At 38.9% G+C, this 18,304-nt stretch carries 19 protein-coding genes and 1 other RNA gene; 9 read left to right on the top strand and 11 right to left on the bottom strand.

The genetic code is table 11. The annotated features are described in order from the left end of the window. Positions 1–28 precede the first annotated feature (28 nt). An RNA gene (gene rnpB, locus IA57_RS12420) (RNase P RNA component class A) lies at positions 29–344 on the top strand. Positions 345–384: 40 nt separating this feature from the next. Here the strand turns inward: rnpB and IA57_RS12170 are convergent. The 5 genes from IA57_RS12170 to IA57_RS12145 all read right to left on the bottom strand — a co-directional run bounded on the left by IA57_RS12170 (position 385) and on the right by IA57_RS12145 (position 4,290). Continuing rightward, positions 385–1,134: a hypothetical protein gene (locus tag IA57_RS12170; protein WP_036124112.1), complete on the bottom strand. Its 750-nt coding sequence runs from the start codon at positions 1,132–1,134 to the stop codon at positions 385–387. Between the two features lie 26 nt (positions 1,135–1,160). Next, on the bottom strand, positions 1,161–2,081 hold the full coding sequence (locus IA57_RS12415) for an ester cyclase (RefSeq protein ID WP_051881068.1): 921 nt from the start codon (positions 2,079–2,081) through the stop codon (positions 1,161–1,163). A 124-nt stretch (positions 2,082–2,205) separates the two neighbouring features. Then, positions 2,206–2,742: a 16S rRNA (guanine(966)-N(2))-methyltransferase RsmD gene (gene rsmD / locus IA57_RS12155; RefSeq protein ID WP_036124109.1), complete on the bottom strand. Its 537-nt coding sequence runs from the start codon at positions 2,740–2,742 to the stop codon at positions 2,206–2,208. Further along, complete coding sequence (locus IA57_RS12150; protein WP_036124207.1) at positions 2,739–3,566, bottom strand: DUF3822 family protein; 828 nt, start codon at positions 3,564–3,566, stop codon at positions 2,739–2,741. The genes rsmD and IA57_RS12150 overlap by 4 nt, the downstream gene beginning before the upstream one ends. Further along, positions 3,550–4,290 (bottom strand): hypothetical protein, encoded by a 741-nt coding sequence (locus tag IA57_RS12145; protein ID WP_188358244.1) that lies wholly within the window; start codon positions 4,288–4,290, stop codon positions 3,550–3,552. The genes IA57_RS12150 and IA57_RS12145 overlap by 17 nt, the downstream gene beginning before the upstream one ends. 124 nt (positions 4,291–4,414) lie before the next feature. Between IA57_RS12145 and IA57_RS12140 the strand changes: the two genes are divergently transcribed. From IA57_RS12140 to IA57_RS12115, 6 genes are read left to right on the top strand one after another with little or no spacing between them, the layout of a single operon-like run. Continuing rightward, a complete protein-coding gene (locus IA57_RS12140) occupies positions 4,415–5,839 on the top strand; it encodes an ATP-dependent DNA helicase (RefSeq protein ID WP_036124108.1) in 1,425 nt (474 codons plus the stop codon). Between the two features lie 9 nt (positions 5,840–5,848). Then, complete coding sequence (locus IA57_RS12135; protein ID WP_036124105.1) at positions 5,849–6,415, top strand: DUF4126 domain-containing protein; 567 nt, start codon at positions 5,849–5,851, stop codon at positions 6,413–6,415. A gap of 48 nt (positions 6,416–6,463) precedes the next feature. Beyond that, positions 6,464–7,192: a 3-deoxy-manno-octulosonate cytidylyltransferase gene (kdsB, locus tag IA57_RS12130; protein ID WP_036124103.1), complete on the top strand. Its 729-nt coding sequence runs from the start codon at positions 6,464–6,466 to the stop codon at positions 7,190–7,192. Continuing rightward, the gene (locus IA57_RS12125; RefSeq protein ID WP_036124100.1) at positions 7,183–7,887 is read left to right on the top strand and encodes an HAD family hydrolase; all 705 of its coding nucleotides are present in this window, start codon (positions 7,183–7,185) and stop codon (positions 7,885–7,887) included. Before kdsB ends, IA57_RS12125 begins: the two co-directional genes overlap by 10 nt. 11 nt (positions 7,888–7,898) lie before the next feature. After that, positions 7,899–8,981: an iron-containing alcohol dehydrogenase family protein gene (locus IA57_RS12120; protein WP_036124097.1), complete on the top strand. Its 1,083-nt coding sequence runs from the start codon at positions 7,899–7,901 to the stop codon at positions 8,979–8,981. Between the two features lie 2 nt (positions 8,982–8,983). After that, positions 8,984–9,532 (top strand): 1-acyl-sn-glycerol-3-phosphate acyltransferase, encoded by a 549-nt coding sequence (locus IA57_RS12115; protein WP_036124094.1) that lies wholly within the window; start codon positions 8,984–8,986, stop codon positions 9,530–9,532. 128 nt (positions 9,533–9,660) lie between these two features. Here the strand turns inward: IA57_RS12115 and IA57_RS12110 are convergent, their stop codons facing one another. The 6 genes from IA57_RS12110 to gcvT form a co-directional block, all read right to left on the bottom strand. Continuing rightward, entirely contained in the window at positions 9,661–11,139 is a 1,479-nt protein-coding gene (locus IA57_RS12110; protein ID WP_036124091.1) for a carboxypeptidase-like regulatory domain-containing protein, read from the bottom strand. 57 nt (positions 11,140–11,196) lie between these two features. Beyond that, positions 11,197–11,667: a nuclear transport factor 2 family protein gene (locus IA57_RS12105; protein WP_036124087.1), complete on the bottom strand. Its 471-nt coding sequence runs from the start codon at positions 11,665–11,667 to the stop codon at positions 11,197–11,199. Positions 11,668–11,742: 75 nt separating this feature from the next. After that, the gene (locus IA57_RS12100) at positions 11,743–12,462 is read right to left on the bottom strand and encodes a YebC/PmpR family DNA-binding transcriptional regulator (protein WP_036124086.1); all 720 of its coding nucleotides are present in this window, start codon (positions 12,460–12,462) and stop codon (positions 11,743–11,745) included. 62 nt (positions 12,463–12,524) lie between these two features. Beyond that, positions 12,525–12,815: a 4a-hydroxytetrahydrobiopterin dehydratase gene (locus IA57_RS12095; RefSeq protein WP_036124202.1), complete on the bottom strand. Its 291-nt coding sequence runs from the start codon at positions 12,813–12,815 to the stop codon at positions 12,525–12,527. A 59-nt stretch (positions 12,816–12,874) separates the two neighbouring features. Further along, positions 12,875–13,708, bottom strand: a complete 834-nt coding sequence (locus tag IA57_RS12090) for a sugar nucleotide-binding protein (RefSeq protein WP_036124083.1) — start codon at positions 13,706–13,708, stop codon at positions 12,875–12,877. A gap of 20 nt (positions 13,709–13,728) precedes the next feature. After that, positions 13,729–14,811: a glycine cleavage system aminomethyltransferase GcvT gene (gene gcvT, locus IA57_RS12085; protein WP_036124080.1), complete on the bottom strand. Its 1,083-nt coding sequence runs from the start codon at positions 14,809–14,811 to the stop codon at positions 13,729–13,731. Positions 14,812–15,028: 217 nt separating this feature from the next. On the opposite strand from gcvT, the gene IA57_RS12080 reads away from it, so the two are divergent. Together IA57_RS12080 and IA57_RS12075 are read left to right on the top strand one after the other, a co-directional pair. Beyond that, a complete protein-coding gene (locus tag IA57_RS12080; protein WP_036124077.1) occupies positions 15,029–16,489 on the top strand; it encodes an alkaline phosphatase PhoX in 1,461 nt (486 codons plus the stop codon). 14 nt (positions 16,490–16,503) lie between these two features. Continuing rightward, on the top strand, positions 16,504–18,294 hold the full coding sequence (locus tag IA57_RS12075) for a cytochrome-c peroxidase (protein ID WP_036124075.1): 1,791 nt from the start codon (positions 16,504–16,506) through the stop codon (positions 18,292–18,294). Positions 18,295–18,304: the final 10 nt, after the last annotated feature.

Genomic DNA, 18,304 nt, shown 5'->3' with positions numbered 1-18,304 from the left:
TTTATTAACAATTTCGTTATTTTTGCAATAAGTAATTCGCCTTATCGCTGTTTGTTTTAACAAATGGAGGAAAGTCCGAACACCATAGTGCAGCATAGTGGCTAACAGCCATCGGCCGTGAGGTTAGGAAAAGTGCAACAGAAAGAATGTACAGGTTAAGCTGTAGTGAAATCAGGTAAACTCTATGCGGTGCAATGCCATGTATACCAACGTTTGAGTGCGGCACGTGCAATTGTTGGAGGGTAGGCAGCTAAAGTGTGCTGGTAACAGTACACTCAGATAAATGATAAGGGTTTTTCTTTTCTAGAAAAATACAGAATTCGGCTTATAGGATTACTTATAAAAACAAGCCCTTTTTTTAAGGGCTTTGTTTTTGTGCGTGGTTTAAGGTTTATGTGAAAAGGACAAATCTGGTCGCATGCGAGCTCTTACCTCCTCAAACCTAGCGGTGTGCTCCATAACCTTTTGAAACACAGGTTTGCCTGCTTCGCCTATTAGGTCGCGGCTAGCTTTGGCCTTGGCTGCGGCATCTACTTCGTCTTTATAAGAAATGGCCACCAAGAAATAGTCTTCTTCGCTACCAAAGCCCGAGCGGTAAACTCTAAAGTGTTCTTCAGATTTTTTGTTGACATATAAATCCTTAACCTCTTTTATGGCCTCTTTTAATTTGCTGTAGTTTGCTGGGGTATGGTATAGAAATAAGTATTTGCGATAGTCCTGACCTTCCTGCACTTGCGATATGCCGTTAGGCATGTAGGAGAGCTCTTCCATTAAATGTACAATATGGTTGCTGTGTTTATCGTAACAGGTGTTAAATCTCTCGAAAATGTTATTAAAACTGTCTCCCATAGCCTCGGCCATGTCCTTAAAGGGGTTTATGTCTAGGTCGGCATAGCTTTTAATAGGTGAAACATATAAATACCTGTCGTCGTTTGTGTTAGAAACAATCCAGTTTGCTTTTGGGTTGTGTTTTTTACAAGCTTCAAAAAACTCTTTGGCAATTTTTTCGTATTCCCAAATTTTCGAGGGTTTTACATAGTCTACATGCACGTTGTACATGTGTTGTGCGCTTGAGAAATTATATGTTACACATATAACAAGCACGAGCAGTAATCTTGATTTAAAAATTTTCATGATGTTGGTTTTTGGTGGTTAATATTTTAATTTAAAGTCTTGCCTAATTGGGTCATGAGGTCAAGTTGGTTGTAATAAACGTCTTCCTTGTTAATCTTTCCATCGCCATTAAAGTGTACTTTAGAAAGCCCTGAGACGCTTACTTTTTTGCCCGTTGCCGGCTCTTGGTTAAACTCTCCTGTATTGGTTCCTGTAAGTTTCCAATGAATGAATAAGGTGTTTTCGAAAAGGGGGGAATGGTTAAGAAGTTTTATATGAAAATCTGGAAAGGCCGTAAAGTTGTTTTGCATACTTTGCACAAATTCTTCTGGCGATGCGGCTACTTGGTTGCCGTTAAGATGCCGTGTGTAATTGGCGGCCAGAATGGTGTTTGCCACTTCTGGGTTGGCTCCTTGTTTGTTAAAAAAATCGTTGACAAACGTCTCAACGGCTGCTAGGGCAGTTTTGTCTTCAATAGGCGTGTTGTTGGCTTTTTCAATTTCTGCTAATGCACGGCTTACAATTGCAGAATCGTAATAGTCGTACAGTTCAACAATTTTACCATCGATATATTGAGCTGTTATGTGTACAGGCACATCAATAGTTGTGTTGTTGGTTATTAAGGTTCCCTGCCAATTAGCCCAATAGTTTACCCAGGTTTCCCCATCGTCGGTAATAATCATTTCAATAAATGTATCCTCATCTTCAAACCCATAGGAGGAAAAGTTGGTGAGCATTTCTTTTTGAGCGTTTTCAAGGTCGGTTGCCGTAATGCTTTTCTTAGCGTTAATATAAAGCTTTGCGGTGTCGGCAAATAAGGTTCTCCAAGACTCCCAGTCGCCATTATTGTATTGTGAAATACTAGTCTTAAATGACGTTATTTCTGGAGATTGGCTAAAGTATTTTTGTTGGGGTTTTTCGCAGCATAGGAATACAGTGAGTAGGCATCCTATAACAATGTTTCTCATGTGGTTGGTTTTGGTTAATAATTAAATAACCATACCAATAATAAGGTCTGTTCAAAATAAAAATAAGGAACAAAAAAAACAAAAAGGGATGCCTCTAAGATACTGAAAAAAAATGAATTAGAATTTATTTTTCGAAAAAACTAAAAACGCAACCGCCGTAGTTCTTGGCGTGGCTAAAGTTTTCTAGAGCAGATAAATTGGTGTGCTTAGAGTGTTCGACTATAACGTAGCCATTGTCTTCCAGAAGGTCGTTTTCAAAGACCAATTGGGGGATTTTATTAAAGGATTCTTGGGGAAAATCGTATGGCGGATCGGCAAAAATAATGGTGTGCTTACCATGGCTTTGGGTTAAAAACTTAAAGACGTCGCTTTTTACCGTATGTATGTTCATTCCAAAACTTTCAGCGGTTTGGTTAATAAACTTAATGCAGCCGTAGTGAGCATCGACAGCGGTAATTTGTGTGGTGCCTCGCGAGGCGAACTCAAAGCTAATGTTTCCTGTGCCAGCAAAGAGATCGAGTACCGAAAGCTCATCAAAATAATAGGTGTTGTTTAAAATGTTGAACAGAGCTTCTTTGGCCATGTCGGTTGTTGGGCGAACGGGCAAGTGCTTAGGAGCCTGTAGTTTTCTGCCTTTAAACTGTCCGGAAATAATTCTCATGAAAAGCTGTGTATTAATACAAAATCGGAATAGGCCGTTTTTGGACGTTCAACATAACTGTAATCATCTTTTCTGTGACCAAACGACACGTGCCTAATGTATTTATAGGCTATGTTGTACAACATATCGTCTTGGTGTATGTTTCCTAAAAATACCAATTGTAGCGTTTCGGGGTTTAAGGCCAACTGTTCTACAGTAAACAGGAGGTAGTAAATAAAGTCTTCTTTGGTAAGAAACTCGAAGGTGTTATAAAACTGCAGTTTTCCTAAGGTTACAACAACAATCTCGAAATGGGCATGGCCTACATGAACATACATTTTGGTTTGGTTGCTGTTTGCTTCTGCCGTTAGGATGTTATCGATAAGTACAGTAGCGTAATGCTTGTAGGAAAAGCTTCCAAATTTATCGTATATATAATTATTGGTATTAACGTAAGGCACGTAAACGTTAACGCTGTTGTTAATGTCTAGAGTGTCGTAGGTAACAAAATCGGACTTAAGGATTTTCGAGTTGAATTTAAGGTAGTCTGCCAGGTGATTTTCATCGAATAAGGCTTTTGGTACCAAGGTTGCCAGCTCGTTAACGTATACCACGTTTACTTGGTTAAAACTGCGTTGCAGTTCATTAATGGTATTAAAGCAGTGCTTTAGCTTGTCTAAAATTTGAATGGGAGTGGTTTTTTTTTCTAAAACAACATGTTTAATAAAAGTAATGGTGTTGGTTTTAGTGTGTAAACCACAAAAAGAAAGTCCATTCAAACTAATTTGAATGGACAAGTCTTGGTTAGTTAAGTTAGTTATATTGCTGTTATTCGCTGTCGCCATAGGTTTTTGGCCAGTTTCCATTTGTTTTAACTTCGTTCATAGAACCTACTTTTAGAGCATTTCCGTTAACACCATCTACCGATACAACTTCGTTCTCTTGGGCTAGTAGGTCTTTGTTTTGGTCGTGTAAGATAACCGATTTTTTTACTTTAGCCTCAAATACGGGTATTTTTACATCGTTTTCTTCAATAAACCCCGCGTCCATTTCAAACGTTGCGCCTGCTTCGGCATTAGGTACCTCCATCATGGTTCTGTAACGTGTAGACGACTTAAATAACGAATCTTTAACAGGTACAAACCCAAGGGTGTCTATAATGGTAATTTCTTTCATGGTTTCAACCCCACCATAGCGTTTGGTTAACTCTTCATCTAAAACCGTAGAATCTCTACGTTGTGTAATGGTATATTGTGCTGTGTCTATAAAGCTTACCAAGCTTTTAAAATCTTTGGCAAAAGTACCCGTAACTTCTTTGTGTGCTAATTGCGAGTCTCTAATGTCAATTAATTTTTCAATTACTTGTGCGTAACGCTTATTTTTTACTTTGTTAAATTGAATTGGCTCGTAAATAGACATGTAGGTTTGGTACCCTAAAAATACAATTAAAGCCCAAAGCAAAATTTGTACAATTGGCTTTGCTTTAGAAGGCACAAACTTATCGATGACCCATACTAAACCAATAGTAAGTAAAATTACAGCAACAGCAATTAAGATAAATGTTAACATGATTTGTGTTATTAATATTATAATAGGTATTAGGCAAATCTACAATTTTTTTTTAATCGTAAAAACCAATAGGCCTAAAAATCATTGCTATCTTTGAGAAAATTAATGCCTCAAGATGATTCGTATGGATGCTTCAGAATTCTACACCCTTATAAAACAGCAATTTCCGTTTAAGCCAACAGCTACGCAAGACGTGGCATTAATACAATTGGCAGAGTTTATTTTTGGGAATAACCCTAAGGCACTGTATTTATTAAAGGGGTATGCAGGAACTGGTAAAACCACGATTATTGGTACAATTGTAACCAATTTATGGAAAGCCAAAAAAAGTGCTGTTTTAATGGCTCCAACGGGTAGGGCTGCCAAGGTCATCTCTAATTATTCTAAAAAAGAAGCCTTTACCATCCATAAAAAAATATATTTCCCCAGAAAAGATAAAGGTGGAGGCGTAAAGTTTGTCTTGCAGCCCAATAAACATAAGGACACCATTTTTATTGTAGATGAAGCCTCGATGATTCCAGATACCCCAGGCGAATCTAAACTGTTTGAAAACGGCTCGCTTTTAGACGACCTCATGCAATATGTGTATTCTGGCCATAGGTGTAAGCTATTGCTTATAGGCGATGTGGCGCAGTTACCTCCCGTAAAATTAGACCTTAGCCCAGCACTAAACGAACATGCCTTGGGATTAAACTACAACAAAGACGTTAAAAATATAGAACTGGACGAGGTGGTGCGCCAGGAGCAGGATTCGGGCATACTTAACAACGCCACACATTTAAGGGAAACCTTACAAGACGATTTTTTCGATGACTTTAAATTTCATCTTAACGGCTTTAAAGATATTGTTAGGCTGGTTGATGGCCATGAAATTATGGGCGCTATTGATGAGTCTTACAGTGAAAACGGCCATGAGGAAACCGCTATAATTGTACGCAGTAACAAACGTGCAAACCTTTACAACCAACAAATAAGAAGCCGAATATTATTTCGTGAGAATGAGCTGAATGCGGGCGATTTTTTAATGGTGGTTAAAAACAATTACTTTTGGATTAAACCAACCACCGAAGCAGGGTTTATAGCCAATGGCGATATTATAGAAGTATTAGAAATTTTTAATATAAAAGAACTTTACGGGTTTAGATTTGCCGAGGTAAAGGTAAAAATGGTCGATTACCCAAAAATGCGCCCGTTTGAAACCGTACTGTTGTTAGATACCATTGAAGCCGAAACCCCATCGTTGTCTTACGAAGATTCTAACAGGCTCTACCAAGAGGTTATGAAAGATTACGAAAATGAAAGCAGTAATTACCGTAAGTTCCTAAAAGTAAAAAATAATAAGTACTTTAATGCCTTGCAAGTTAAGTTCTCTTATGCCATGACATGCCATAAATCGCAAGGTGGGCAATGGCACACTATTTTTGTAGAGCAACCTTATTTGCCAGACGGGATTACAAAAGATTACCTAAGATGGCTTTACACAGCAGTTACAAGAGCCAAGGAAAAATTGTATCTTATCGGGTTTAAAAATGAATTTTTCGAAAACTAAAAAACCACAATGGCTGTAGAAACACTCACAAGTATTTTTTTAGGTATTGGGCTGGCAGCCTCGGTAGGATTTCGCGTATTTGTACCGCTTTTCATATTAAGTTTGGCAGCCTATTTTAACGTATGGGAGCTAAACGAATCCTGGCAATGGGTAGGAAGTTTGGCTGCGGTTATTACCCTGGGCGTAGCAACCTTAGTCGAAATTTTTGCTTACTACATTCCCTATGTCGATAATGTTCTAGATGCCATTGCCATTCCCTTGGCCACAGTTGCAGGAACGGCCGTTATGGTTGCTTCGGTAACCCAGTTAGATCCTATAATTACTTGGGCCTTAGCCATTATTGCGGGCGGGGGGACAGCCACAGCCATAAAAAGTGCTGCTGGAGCAACTCGGGTAACATCAACAGTATCGACTGCTGGTTTTGGTAACCCCATGGTCTCAACAGTAGAAACAGGAACCTCGTTTGTGCTATCGGCACTAGCGGTGTTTTTGCCCGTTTTGGCCTTTGTTTTTACACTATTTATACTTTATTTAATGTTTAAATTTTATAAAAAGATTAGACGTTCAAAACCATAAAATCCTTTTAAAAACCATACTTTTGAAAAAGTAACAGAACCTTTGTATATGAAGATAATTTCCATGATTCCGGCTAGGTATGGCGCCTCTCGTTTTCCGGCGAAGCTTATGCAGGACCTGGCAGGAAAATCGGTTATTTTACGTACATACCAAGCTACGGTAGCAACAAAGTTGTTTGACGATGTATATGTGGTGACCGATAGCGCGATTATTTACGACGAGATAGTAAATAACGGTGGAAAAGCCATAATGAGCAAAAAAGAGCACCAATCTGGGAGCGATAGAATTGCCGAAGCCGTAGAGGATTTAGATGTCGATATTGTGGTAAATGTACAAGGAGACGAACCCTTTACAGAGCGTGAGAGCCTAAAAAAAGTAATAGAGGTTTTTAAGGACGATCACAATAAGGCAATCGATTTGGCGTCGTTAATGGTTCAAATCACCGATTGGGATGAAATTAACAACCCCAATACGGTAAAGGTTATTGTAGACCAAGAAAATTTTGCCTTGTATTTTTCCAGAAGTCCCATACCATATCCACGAGATAAAGAAGTAAAAACAAGGTATTTTAAGCACAAGGGCATTTATGCTTTTAGAAAACAGGCCCTTTTAGATTTTTACCATTTGCCCATGCAGTTTTTAGAAGCGACCGAAAAAATTGAGTGCATTCGTTATTTAGAATATGGCAAACGTATTAAAATGGTAGAAACCGATGTGCAAGGAGTAGAGGTTGATACACCAGAAGATTTAGAACGTGCAAGAAAGCTATGGAAATAGATTATAGCAACATAAAAGTAGTGGGCTTTGATGCCGATGACACACTTTGGGTAAACGAAACCTATTTTAGGGATGCCGAATTGGAGTTTGCCAAAATGTTGTCGTCTTTCGAGACAATAAACAAAATCGATCAAGAGCTCTTTAAAATGGAAATGAAAAACCTTTCCGTTTACGGGTATGGCGTAAAGGGTTTTGTGCTTTCTATGGTCGAAATGGCTATCGAGCTCTCCAACGGTGCAGTATCTAATCAGGTTATTTCCAAGATTTTAAACATTGGTAAAAACATGATAAATAAACCAGTAGAACTGTTAGAAGGGGTCGAAGAGGTTCTTGAAGCATTATCTAAACAATACCGGCTTATTGTTGTTACAAAAGGCGATTTGTTGGATCAAGAACGAAAGCTAGAAAAATCGGGTTTACTGGATTATTTTCACCATATTGAAGTATTAAGCGACAAGCATGAAAATAATTACCAACGCTTATTAAAGCATTTGGACATTGCCCCAACAGAGTTTTTAATGGTAGGCAACTCTTTAAAGTCTGATGTCTTACCTTTAATAAACATAAAAGCCAAGGCCATACATGTGCCTTTTCATACAACTTGGGCACACGAACAAGTATCAGATGCTGATAAAAATGGAAAACATTATCAAACGATTCATAAATTAACCGATTTATTATCGTTACTAAACTAACTATAAATTACATGAGTTTTAAAAATTATCCCATGGTATCTAGAGTCATTTTTGGCCGCGGAAGCTTTAATCAACTAAGCGATGTTCTTCAGCCAAAACGGTTAAATACCAAAGCTCCATTTGTATATTTTGTAGATGATGTCTTTAAGGGTAATGCTTGGTTAACCTCAAGAATACCGTTATCTTATGACGATGAAATATGCTATATTTCTGCCGATGAAGAACCAAAAACCTCTCAAGTCGATGAGCTTGTAGAGCAAATTATATTAAAATACAAAGAAAAGCCTTCGGGCATAATAGGCATTGGTGGTGGCACCATTTTAGATCTCGCTAAGGCGGTTTCCATTATGTTAACTAACCCCGGCGAAGCCAAAGATTACCAAGGTTGGGACCTGGTTGTTAACCCTGCAATATACCATGTAGGAATTCCTACCATTTCCGGCACAGGAGCAGAGGTTTCCAGAACAACAGTGCTTACGGGTCCAGATAAAAAATTGGGCATCAATTCAGATCACACGCCTTTCGACCAAGTTATTTTAGATCCTGAATTAACAAAAGATGTCCCAAAAGCCCAATGGTTTTTTACGGGAATGGACTGCTACATTCACTGTGTAGAGTCGCTTACAGGAACCTACCTTAATGCCTTTAGCCAAAGCTATGGCGAAAAGGCTTTCGAGCTTTGTAAGGAAATCTTTCTAGAAGATGGTCTGTCTGAAAACGACTCACAAGATAAACTAATGATGGCCTCTTGGCACGGCGGTATGAGCATTGCTTACTCGCAAGTGGGCGTAGCACATGCTATGAGCTACGGCCTAAGTTATTTGCTAGGAACAAAACACGGTATAGGCAACTGCATTGTTTTTAATCAGTTAGAGGAGTTTTATCCTGATGGCGTAGCCCTGTTTAAAACAATGATGAAAAAACACGACATCCAGCTGCCCCAGGGCATTTGTAAAGATCTTACCGATACAGAACTTAACATCATGATCGATGTGTCAATAGGGTTGGAGCCACTATGGGAAAACGCTTTGGGTAAAAATTGGAAGAAAACCATTACCCGACAAAAACTGTACAACCTTTACAAAAAAATGTAGCTATGCGTTGGTTGGCAAAGCTTATTTACTTTAAACTACTGGGTTGGAAAATTACCGGAAATACTAATTTTTCTAAAAATACCGTAAAGAAAGCGGTTTTAATTGCTGTGCCCCATACCAGCTGGCACGACTTTTATATAGGCATCTTGCTTAGGAAAATTACCGGATTAAAGGTAGGTTTTATTGCAAAAAAAGAACTTTTTATAGGGCCTTTGGGATGGTACCTAAAACACGTAGGTGGTAGGGCATTAGACAGAACCCCAGGGCAGCATAAGGTTGAAGCCATAGCGCGTTTGTTCGAAGAGCAGGATGAGTTTAGAATAGCCTTGGCTCCCGAAGGGACCAGGGAAAAAGTAACCGAATGGAAAACAGGATTTTACTACATTGCTAAAGCAGCCAAAGTTCCTATTATAATGTTTACCCTAGATTTTAAAAATAAGCAAAACCACATATCAGAGCCATTTTATCCAACCGATAATATAGAAGCCGATATGGCATTTATGAAACGTTTTTTTGAAGGTGTAGAAGGAAGACACTCCAAACTATCTTAGGTTTGGCATGAATTTTGTAAAATACTAATTATCAGATGAATGAAACATAAAGTAAACAGCCTTGTCCCTAAAAAGAAACATTCATCAAGAACAAATGGTAAAAGAAACCGCTAGTTTAGTGGTTTCTTTTACTCTTCTACGTTAAAATCCTTTAGTTCCTGCAACGGTTCGAGTACCTCATAATCTTTCCAGATTTCTGCGCTGTAACTCTTGGCGGTTTTATACGGTACTTTTTTCTTCTCCTTTAAGGTGTTGTACGCCGATGTGAGTAGCGGACTTTGGGAAATAAAAAGCAGTTCGGTTTTTTCCTTAAAAGTGCCTTCAACTTTAAAATCGAAAGCAAACTTTTGGCTTCTATTGCCGTTTTCTGTAAACTTAAACGGCCTGTTAACATAAAAATAGCGGTCTGCCTGCTCGCTAATATAACGTGGATAATAAAAACCATCAGGCGATTTTTTATAGATTACCGAGCCCTTTTTACCTTTTTCTACGTATTTAAGCCCTAATAACAGCCTAAGGTTAAACTTCTCGCCAACCCTGCCTTCGTAAAAGCGGTAATCGGCTCTTAATACAGCAAAAGTAGCATTAGAGATGTACATGGTGCCTTGGTAATCTACCGAGCCTCGTTTGGGCTTAAAGGCAACCACATAAACCATTTCTGAGTTTAAAAAAGTAACATCGGTTAGGCTGTAATCGTATTTTTTTGTTTCGTAAACAAAGTCCAATTGGCTATTGGTCGAAATGCTGTTCTCGGTTATTTTCTCGAGCATTACTTCTTTTAGCAAGCCTACAGAGTTAATGGTATCTTCCATTTTGTTGTTCTCTGGAGTATTTAAAGATACCGAGTCAGACAGTTTAAACCAGCCGGATTTAACGGTATATATTTTAGATTTGTCCAAATGGTTAGAAACAAGGTTTTTACCTTTTTCGGCCAGTTTCTCTAACGACTGGTCGTTTTTTTCGTCTAAAAAGCGAACGGCTTTTTCTACTTCAAGTTTAGAGCTGCTTTCGTTTAAAATTTTAAGGTTGGCCACCAAATCGGTGTACTGTTTAGAGCGGTTGTTAAGCAACGATGTTTCTAACTGATTAATGTCGTTGTTAATGTCTTTAAGTTGCTTTTTTGAAACCCCTGTAGATTTATCGATTTCCAGATCAACGTCATGCCCTCTAATGTATTCGGTGCGGCGGCTAAAAATTTTGTAATCGATGTTTTGGGTGTTGTAGTTTTTATCGATGTTTTTCCCAACATAGTACATAATAGAGTCTACGCTTAGGTTTCTGTTGGTTAAATACACTTCGCTAAGTTCGTTTACTTGTTCTTTTAAGATGTATTCTGAAGCTGAAAAATCTTTAACCAACATGCCCAGTTTTTTATACCCCAAGCATGAGATGTTAACCGAATCGGTACGTTTAAAAGCCGATGTGTTAATGGTAAAACGCCCTTCTTCGTTGGTAATAACCCCATAACCATCGCCTATTTGCACGGTAGCAAAGGGAATGGGTTGTTTGGTATTGCTTAAAACCTTACCAGACACCTCTTGGGCGTAAGCATTTAGGGAGAACAAAAGTAGGCTAACAAGAATGTAAAACGGCTTTAATGTGGTCATTTATAAGGGGTTTTTTAGTAAGACGGTTTATACGTGGATTTGTTACGTTGCACATGGCTAAAGCGTGGTGTTTTGCTCAAAACGGTTTAATAGTTGGTTGGTTTGCTGTTGCAGTTTTCTTTTGAAAAAAGGCGTCCACCCAATTAAAGCTCCTTTAAGTCCTAAGGCTTGCCTAGCCCAATTGTAAAGGTTAAAAGTGTCTGTGTGCGTGATAATTTTACCCGCTTTAAACGTAAATTGGGCGTTAATGGTATTGTGTATTTGGCGTTGTGTTTTGCTAAAGGTATAAAAGGCTTCCCATTTTAAGTGGCCCTGGTGTTGGTTGGCATTTATATGGCAACAGCTTACCTTAAAATCCTGTCCTTTTTGAGACGCACACAACATGCGCCACATATTTTTGGCGCGGTTGCCCTTTAGGGTGCCAAAAGCGGGGTCTTTAAAAACAACATCGTCATGGTAAAGGTTTACCATAGTTTCGGCATCTAGGGCATTAAAGGCTTGGTAAAATGTTTTAAGTTCTTGCTCCATACCCTTTAAAAATAAATAAAAAAGGCTACAAATTGATGTAGCCCTTGGTTTTTTTATAGCAGATTTAACAACACGCTAGTCGGTTGTTTCTTCCATAGTGTGGTAAACGTTCTGTACATCGTCGTCTTCCTCTATTTTTTCCAGTAGTTTTTCTACGTCTTCAACTTGTTCTGGAGATAGTTTTTTGGTTACCTGCGGAATACGCTCAAAACCAGATGATAATATTTCGATATTTTTCGATTCTAATTCGGCTTGTATGGCGCCAAAGCTTTCAAAAGGGGCATAAATTAGAATGCCATCGTCATCTGCAAAAACTTCTTCAGCACCAAAATCAATCATTTCCAGTTCCAGTTCTTCAGGGTCGAGACCTTCACCGTTAATTCTAAAATTGCAGGTATGGTCAAACATAAACGATACCGAGCCAGAGGTACCCAAGTTACCATCGCATTTGTTAAAATAGCTTCTAATGTTGGCTACGGTTCTGGTGTTGTTATCGGTGGCTGTTTCTACTAAAATAGCAATGCCGTGTGGGGCATAGCCTTCGAACAATACCTCTTTAAAATCGCCTTGGTTTTTATCGCTTGCGCGTTTTATGGCACGCTCAATGTTGTCTTTGGGCATGTTAACAGCTTTGGCATTTTGAATAACAGCCCTTAAACGTGCGTTGGTATCGGGGTCTGGACCACCTTCTTTAACGGCCATAACTATGTCTTTCCCAATACGTGTAAAGGCTTTACTCATTGCGGCCCAACGTTTCATTTTTCTCGCTTTACGAAACTCAAACGCTCTTCCCATAAATTGTATGTATTTTAATAATTTGTGTCAAAAGTAATAAAAATGACGGGTAGAAAAAACACTTATTCCTGTACTTCTACAATCATTTCTATAGCCTCGGCCAAGTCGAAGTCTTTCTTGGTTACGCCGCCTGCTTCGTGTGTTGTTAACGAAATGCTTAAAACATTATACGTATTGGTCCAGTTGGGGTGATGGTTTAAGGCTTCGCACTCAAAAGCAATGCGGCTCATGGCGCTAAAGCAGTCTTTAAAATTGTCGAATTCAAATTCTACATGCAGGGCGTGGTCAAAATATTCCCAATCTGGAAATCGCAATAAAAGCTTTTCTATATCTTGTTCTGATAGTTTTTGCATGATTAAAAAAGGGTTTTTGTTATTTAAATAAAGGTAACCATTTATATCATGCAAATCAACTAAAGGCTAAGTTCCTGTAAAATATCCTTGCTTTCTAGTTGCAAATGTTTGGGCAGGCGTTGGTGCTTAGGTAAAACCGCCAAATACCTATTGTTGTTGGTGGTATAAACCTGTTTGTAAACCGGATGAAAGTTGCCTAATGTGTTAACAAGGTCCTTTATAAAATCGTCATGATGCACTAGGTCGGTGCTACCTAAATGGTATACTCCAGATTTGTTACGATTAATAATGTAATGAATTTGCTGGGTAACTTTGCTGTCTGTAGTAGCGTTCATGATTAGATTGGGAAAAACCTCGATGGGTTCTTTTGCTTGCAATAGTGTTTTTAGCTCTAAAATTCTAGGCGAATGTGTGCCAAAAACCATGGGTAACCTAACAATGGTGTACTGCTTTTTAGGCAGCCGCATAAGCATGTCTTCTATTTTTATTTTAAAATGCCCAAAAATACTTTGACTAAAGGTTTTATCGTATTCGTAGCTGGGAAATTGGCTATAAGCATCGAAGACATTGGCAGAGGACAGAAATATTATTTTGGTTGTTTTGTGTGTGGTTAAGTACTCAAAAATATGCTTGTGAGCTGTTACCTGCGCCGAAAAATCACCTCGTAGGGCCGAGATGATAACAGTGGGTTGGGTGGCCTGAATAATTTCAATAACATCGTCTTCTTCTACATCATACTGAAGAAAATGTTGGTTTTTAGCATAGGCTCTATTGTGAATTCTGTACGTGCCAAAGGTATTAAAATAGGAGCAGAGTTCTTTGTATATGGCATGACCCAAAAAACCGCTAGCTCCTAATATTAATATGTTATGTTTGCTGTTACTCTCCTTCATTAATCAACCTACCATAAGGCCTATCCTTTATAAAATGGCAATTTTACAACAGTTGCAGGAATGGCTTTTTTGCGAACCTGTATGTTTATTTTTGATCCTACACTAGATAAACCAGTGGGTACATAACCCAAGCCAATGCCTTTCCCTAAGCTGGGCGACATGGTCCCTGAGGTAACTTCGCCTATAACATTTCCGTCAGCATCAACAATATCGTATCCTTGTCGTGGTATGCCACGCTCATCAAGTTCAAAAGCAATGAGCTTGCGTTCTGGACCACGTTGTTTTTCGTCTTCTAAGGCTTCGGAGTTGGTAAATGTTTTGCTAAATTTTGTAATCCAGCCCAAGCCAGCTTCTATAGGCGATGTGGTGTCGGTAATATCGTTACCATATAAACAGTAGCCCATTTCTAGGCGTAGGGTATCGCGAGCGGCCAATCCTATAGGTTTAATGCCAAAAGCAGCACCAGCTTCGAAAACGTTGTCCCAAATTTGGTTTACTTCACTGTTCTTGCAGTAAATTTCAAACCCACCGCTACCAGTATAGCCTGTGGCAGAAATAATCACGTGCTCGATACCGGCAAAGTCGCCTACAACAAAGTTGTAAAACTTAATGTCTGCCAAGTTGTGCGAACTAAGCGGCTGCATGGCCTCGATAGCCTTAGGGCCTTGTATGGCTAATAGGGAATAATCTTCGCTAAGGTTTTTCATCTCGGCACCCACATCGTTATTTGCTTGTAGCCAGTTCCAGTCTTTTTCAATGTTGCTGGCGTTTACCACCAATAAATAGGTGTCTTCTTTAATACGGTATATAATTAAATCGTCTACAATACCACCATCGTTATTGGGCATGCAGCTGTATTGGGCCTTTCCTATAGTAAGTTTAGCGGCATCGTTGCTACATGTTTTTTGTATTAGGGCTAATGCGTTTGGCCCTTCAATTAAAAACTCCCCCATATGCGATACATCAAAAACACCAACCGATTTTCTTACGGTGTCGTGTTCTATGTTTACGCCTTCGTATTGTACGGGCATGTTATAACCTGCAAAAGGAACCATTTTGGCGCCTAATGCTATATGTGTTTCTGTTAAAGCTGTGTTTTTCATGATAAATGCTTGGTTTCTCGCACAAAAATATAGAAAAATATTGGCATTGGTTTCTCTAAAAGGGGGAATTAACGTCTGGGCTATTTAATATGAATTTAAATAGTAACATTAGGATAATAAAATTAACACAAAGTTTAGTTTATAGTAAACTGCCATTAAGGTTAAGCTTACGTTGAAGTTGTTATTTAGTCGAAAATTTAAAACCACTAAAAATTAAATGAAAACACATCAAAAAATCGCATTATTGGGATTAGGCTTAACCGCATTTGTATCATGTAAGAGTGATGATGACAACACCAATAATTCAAACCAACCACAACCAACAGGAGTTCAATTGCAATCGCATTCTCAATCGCCAGTATTATTAGAGTTAACACCAGAATTCTCGGGAGTTAATATCTATACCTTATTGTCTTCTGAAGATCAATTGGCAGACACACCAGATTTTGTTTATGGCTCAATGGCCGATGGCGCCGGGTTGTTACGAAATGATGACAATACATTTACTTTAATCAATAACATTGAAGCCGATTACGCCATTGCTCGTATTACTCTAGACGAAACCTTTAAGCCGGTTGCCGGAGAATACATCTTAAATGCCAATGCTTCTGCAGCTACAGCACAGTGTTCGGGCTCTTTAATTACTCCCGAAGAGCATGGCTTTGGTCCCATATACCTTTCTGGTGGTGAATGGGGTGGTGCTTCTAAAGGGGTGTTTGCTACAGATCCTTATAAGAGTACCGGATCTGCTTCTATAGCTACCATGTTACCAGCATTAGGACAATGGTCTACAGAAAACGCCGTAGCCATAGGTAAAGATGCTTATCCTAATAAAACCGTTGTATTTATTGGTGATGATCACTCTGATAATACTGTACCATCTGGACAGTTAGGAATGTATGTTGGTGAAAGAGGTGACCTTAACGGCGGCCAATTATACGGTTTAAAAGTAACCGACCCAAACATTGCTTTTGAAATGGATATGGTTGAAGGCCAATCTTACCCAATGGAATTTGTTGCTCTAAACGAAACACAAATAGATCTTTTAGATACCGAAGCAAAAACAAAAGGTATTATGGGCTTCTCGAGATTAGAGGACATCGATTGGAGAAGAGGTTCTGCTGCCAACAACAGAGAAATATACTTTTGTGTTACAGGACGTAAAAAACCAGATTTAGAAGGCAAAGGAACGCTTTACGGAAGAGTTTATAAAGTTACCCTAAACCCTAACGATCCTACTGCAGCTGGTACAATTACCTGTGTGTTAGATGGCGATATGCTAGACGGGAAGGCCAAAGCTTTCCACAGCCCAGATAACATTGTTGTAACCGAAAATTATGCTTACATTCAAGAAGATCCTAACGGGTATCCAGATACAGCCGATAAGACACACTTCGCTAGGTTATACCAGTATAACTTAAATAACGGAGAGTTGAAAACCGTATTAGAGTGCGACCAAACTACGGCAGAAGCCCAAGGTTACGGTACTGCAGCCTCGGCATGGGAAATTACCGGAATGATCGATGTGTCTGACGTTATTGGAAAAGAAGACACGTTTTTGCTAATCACCCAAAACCACGGTTGGGAAAACGCAGCATTTACAGATGCCAATGCCAATGCTAATTCAGATTCAAATGAAGGAAGCATGTTATATATCATTGAAGGATTAGACAGATAATGCATATTTTTCAGATGAAAATAAAAAAGGCACACTATGCTATAGTGTGTCTTTTACTCGTTATATCAAGTTGCAAAAACCAAGAGACTACAGTTGCCAAAGCACCATTAGATCAGTTAGAGGCAAGCTATACGGCCCGTTTGGACAGCTGCATTGTGTTTCTAGACGTTTTAAAACAACTAAATACCCAAGAGCAATATATTGCTAACTACCTGCAAGCAAGAAAGCAGTTTAAGTTTGTAGAGCCCGTATTGGCCTTTACCGATAAGGAAAACTACAAAACTTTAAATGGCCCGAATATTTTAAGGGTAGACGAAGAGGACGCTACCGACATTAAAATAAAAAAACCGTTTGGGTTTCAAGCCATCGAGGAGCTTATTTTTGACGATTCTTTAGATGTAACAACGCTAAAGCATGTAGCATTAAAAACGCAAAACAGGCTAAAGCTAATTAAGGCAAATACCGCCTTACGGTTAAAAGAATACCATGTGCTATGGTTAATTAGAGACCAAATTGCGCGTATAGCACTAACGGGCATTACAGGTTTCGATTCGCCAGTTTTGGAGCAATCGCTAGAGGAGGCTGCCTTAACCTATCAAGCCATTGAGAACATCTTTAAAATGTACCAGCCTCAATTTCAATCTAACATTTTGTACAATGAAGTTTTGGGAGAAATCGAGGTTTCCAAGCACACGTTAAGAAACGGCGATTTTAAATCGTTTAACCGGTATGATTTCATAAAAGAGCAAACCCACAAACAACTGGCGTTGCTTAATAAAGTGAAAGCCGATTGGCAAGTAGAATTTCCTTTAGAATTGGCCTTTAACAACAACATGACCTCTTTATTTTCTGTAGACACCTTTAATATGGATTTCTTTTCAGATTATATCGAAACCGATAGTTTAATTGCTCCCAAGGCAGCATTAGGCAAGCAGTTGTTTAACGACGTACGTTTGTCTAGCAACAACGACATGAGCTGTGCAACCTGCCACAACAGCGATAAGGCTTTTACAGATGGTTTAAAGTTATTTCCAAAGCAAATGAGAAATACGCCCACTTTAACCTATGCGGCCTATCAGCAAAGTTATTTTTACGATGGGCGAACAGGTAATCTAGAAGGACAAATTGTAGATGTTATCCACAACAATAACGAATTCCACACCAACTTGTCGGACTTCGAAACAGTTGTTACCAAGGACTCCCTTTATGTGAATACGTTTAAAAAGCTGTACAAAAAAGGGGTTACCCAAGATAATGTGCGTAATGCAATTGCGGTTTATGTACGCAGTCTAGGGGACTTTAGTTCAAAATTCGATAAGAACATTAACGGGCTGGAAAACACCTTAACCGAAAGAGAAATAAATGGATTTAACCTGTTTATGGGAAAAGCCAAATGTGCAACCTGCCATTTTGCCCCTGTATTTAACGGCACCGTTCCTCCTAATTTTTCTGAAAGTGAGTTTGAACTGCTTGGGGTACCAAAAGACACCATAAGCAATACCTTAGATACCGATTTAGGGCGATATGATTTGTTTAAAACCGAAGAGCGCAAGTTTTTCTTTAAAACACCAACCGTGCGTAATATTGCTAAAACAGGTCCTTACATGCACAATGGCGTGTATACAACCTTAAATCAGGTTATGACATTTTACAATGAAGGTGGCGGCGCAGGATTAGGAATGGATTTGGAATACCAAACCTTACCGGAAGACCACTTAAATTTAACCGAAAGTGAAGTGGAGGACCTTATTTTGTTTATGGAAGCGTTAACCGACACGCCTCCCGCCAAGGTAATGGTGCCCTAACTGTTTTGGG

Origin of the sequence: Mangrovimonas yunxiaonensis (genome assembly GCF_000733475.1) — a bacterium.
In the GTDB taxonomy this organism is placed as follows: domain Bacteria; phylum Bacteroidota; class Bacteroidia; order Flavobacteriales; family Flavobacteriaceae; genus Mangrovimonas; species Mangrovimonas yunxiaonensis.
Note: the sequence above shows the minus strand (reverse complement) of the source record. Positions and strands in the feature narration are given on the sequence as shown.

Coding starts and splice junctions, on each gene's coding strand:
- IA57_RS12075 (WP_036124075.1), top strand. CDS start 16,504: ATGAAAATAAAAAAGGCACACTATGCTATAGTGTGTCTTTTACTCGTT.
- IA57_RS12140 (WP_036124108.1), top strand. CDS start 4,415: ATGGATGCTTCAGAATTCTACACCCTTATAAAACAGCAATTTCCGTTT.
- IA57_RS12170 (WP_036124112.1), bottom strand. CDS start 1,134: ATGAAAATTTTTAAATCAAGATTACTGCTCGTGCTTGTTATATGTGTA.
- IA57_RS12115 (WP_036124094.1), top strand. CDS start 8,984: ATGCGTTGGTTGGCAAAGCTTATTTACTTTAAACTACTGGGTTGGAAA.
- IA57_RS12125 (WP_036124100.1), top strand. CDS start 7,183: ATGGAAATAGATTATAGCAACATAAAAGTAGTGGGCTTTGATGCCGAT.
- IA57_RS12090 (WP_036124083.1), bottom strand. CDS start 13,708: ATGAAGGAGAGTAACAGCAAACATAACATATTAATATTAGGAGCTAGC.
- IA57_RS12135 (WP_036124105.1), top strand. CDS start 5,849: ATGGCTGTAGAAACACTCACAAGTATTTTTTTAGGTATTGGGCTGGCA.
- kdsB (WP_036124103.1), top strand. CDS start 6,464: ATGAAGATAATTTCCATGATTCCGGCTAGGTATGGCGCCTCTCGTTTT.
- gcvT (WP_036124080.1), bottom strand. CDS start 14,811: ATGAAAAACACAGCTTTAACAGAAACACATATAGCATTAGGCGCCAAA.
- IA57_RS12120 (WP_036124097.1), top strand. CDS start 7,899: ATGAGTTTTAAAAATTATCCCATGGTATCTAGAGTCATTTTTGGCCGC.
- IA57_RS12080 (WP_036124077.1), top strand. CDS start 15,029: ATGAAAACACATCAAAAAATCGCATTATTGGGATTAGGCTTAACCGCA.
- IA57_RS12415 (WP_051881068.1), bottom strand. CDS start 2,081: ATGAGAAACATTGTTATAGGATGCCTACTCACTGTATTCCTATGCTGC.
- IA57_RS12095 (WP_036124202.1), bottom strand. CDS start 12,815: ATGCAAAAACTATCAGAACAAGATATAGAAAAGCTTTTATTGCGATTT.
- rsmD (WP_036124109.1), bottom strand. CDS start 2,742: ATGAGAATTATTTCCGGACAGTTTAAAGGCAGAAAACTACAGGCTCCT.
- IA57_RS12145 (WP_188358244.1), bottom strand. CDS start 4,290: ATGTTAACATTTATCTTAATTGCTGTTGCTGTAATTTTACTTACTATT.
- IA57_RS12105 (WP_036124087.1), bottom strand. CDS start 11,667: ATGGAGCAAGAACTTAAAACATTTTACCAAGCCTTTAATGCCCTAGAT.
- IA57_RS12100 (WP_036124086.1), bottom strand. CDS start 12,462: ATGGGAAGAGCGTTTGAGTTTCGTAAAGCGAGAAAAATGAAACGTTGG.
- IA57_RS12110 (WP_036124091.1), bottom strand. CDS start 11,139: ATGACCACATTAAAGCCGTTTTACATTCTTGTTAGCCTACTTTTGTTC.
- IA57_RS12150 (WP_036124207.1), bottom strand. CDS start 3,566: ATGGCGACAGCGAATAACAGCAATATAACTAACTTAACTAACCAAGAC.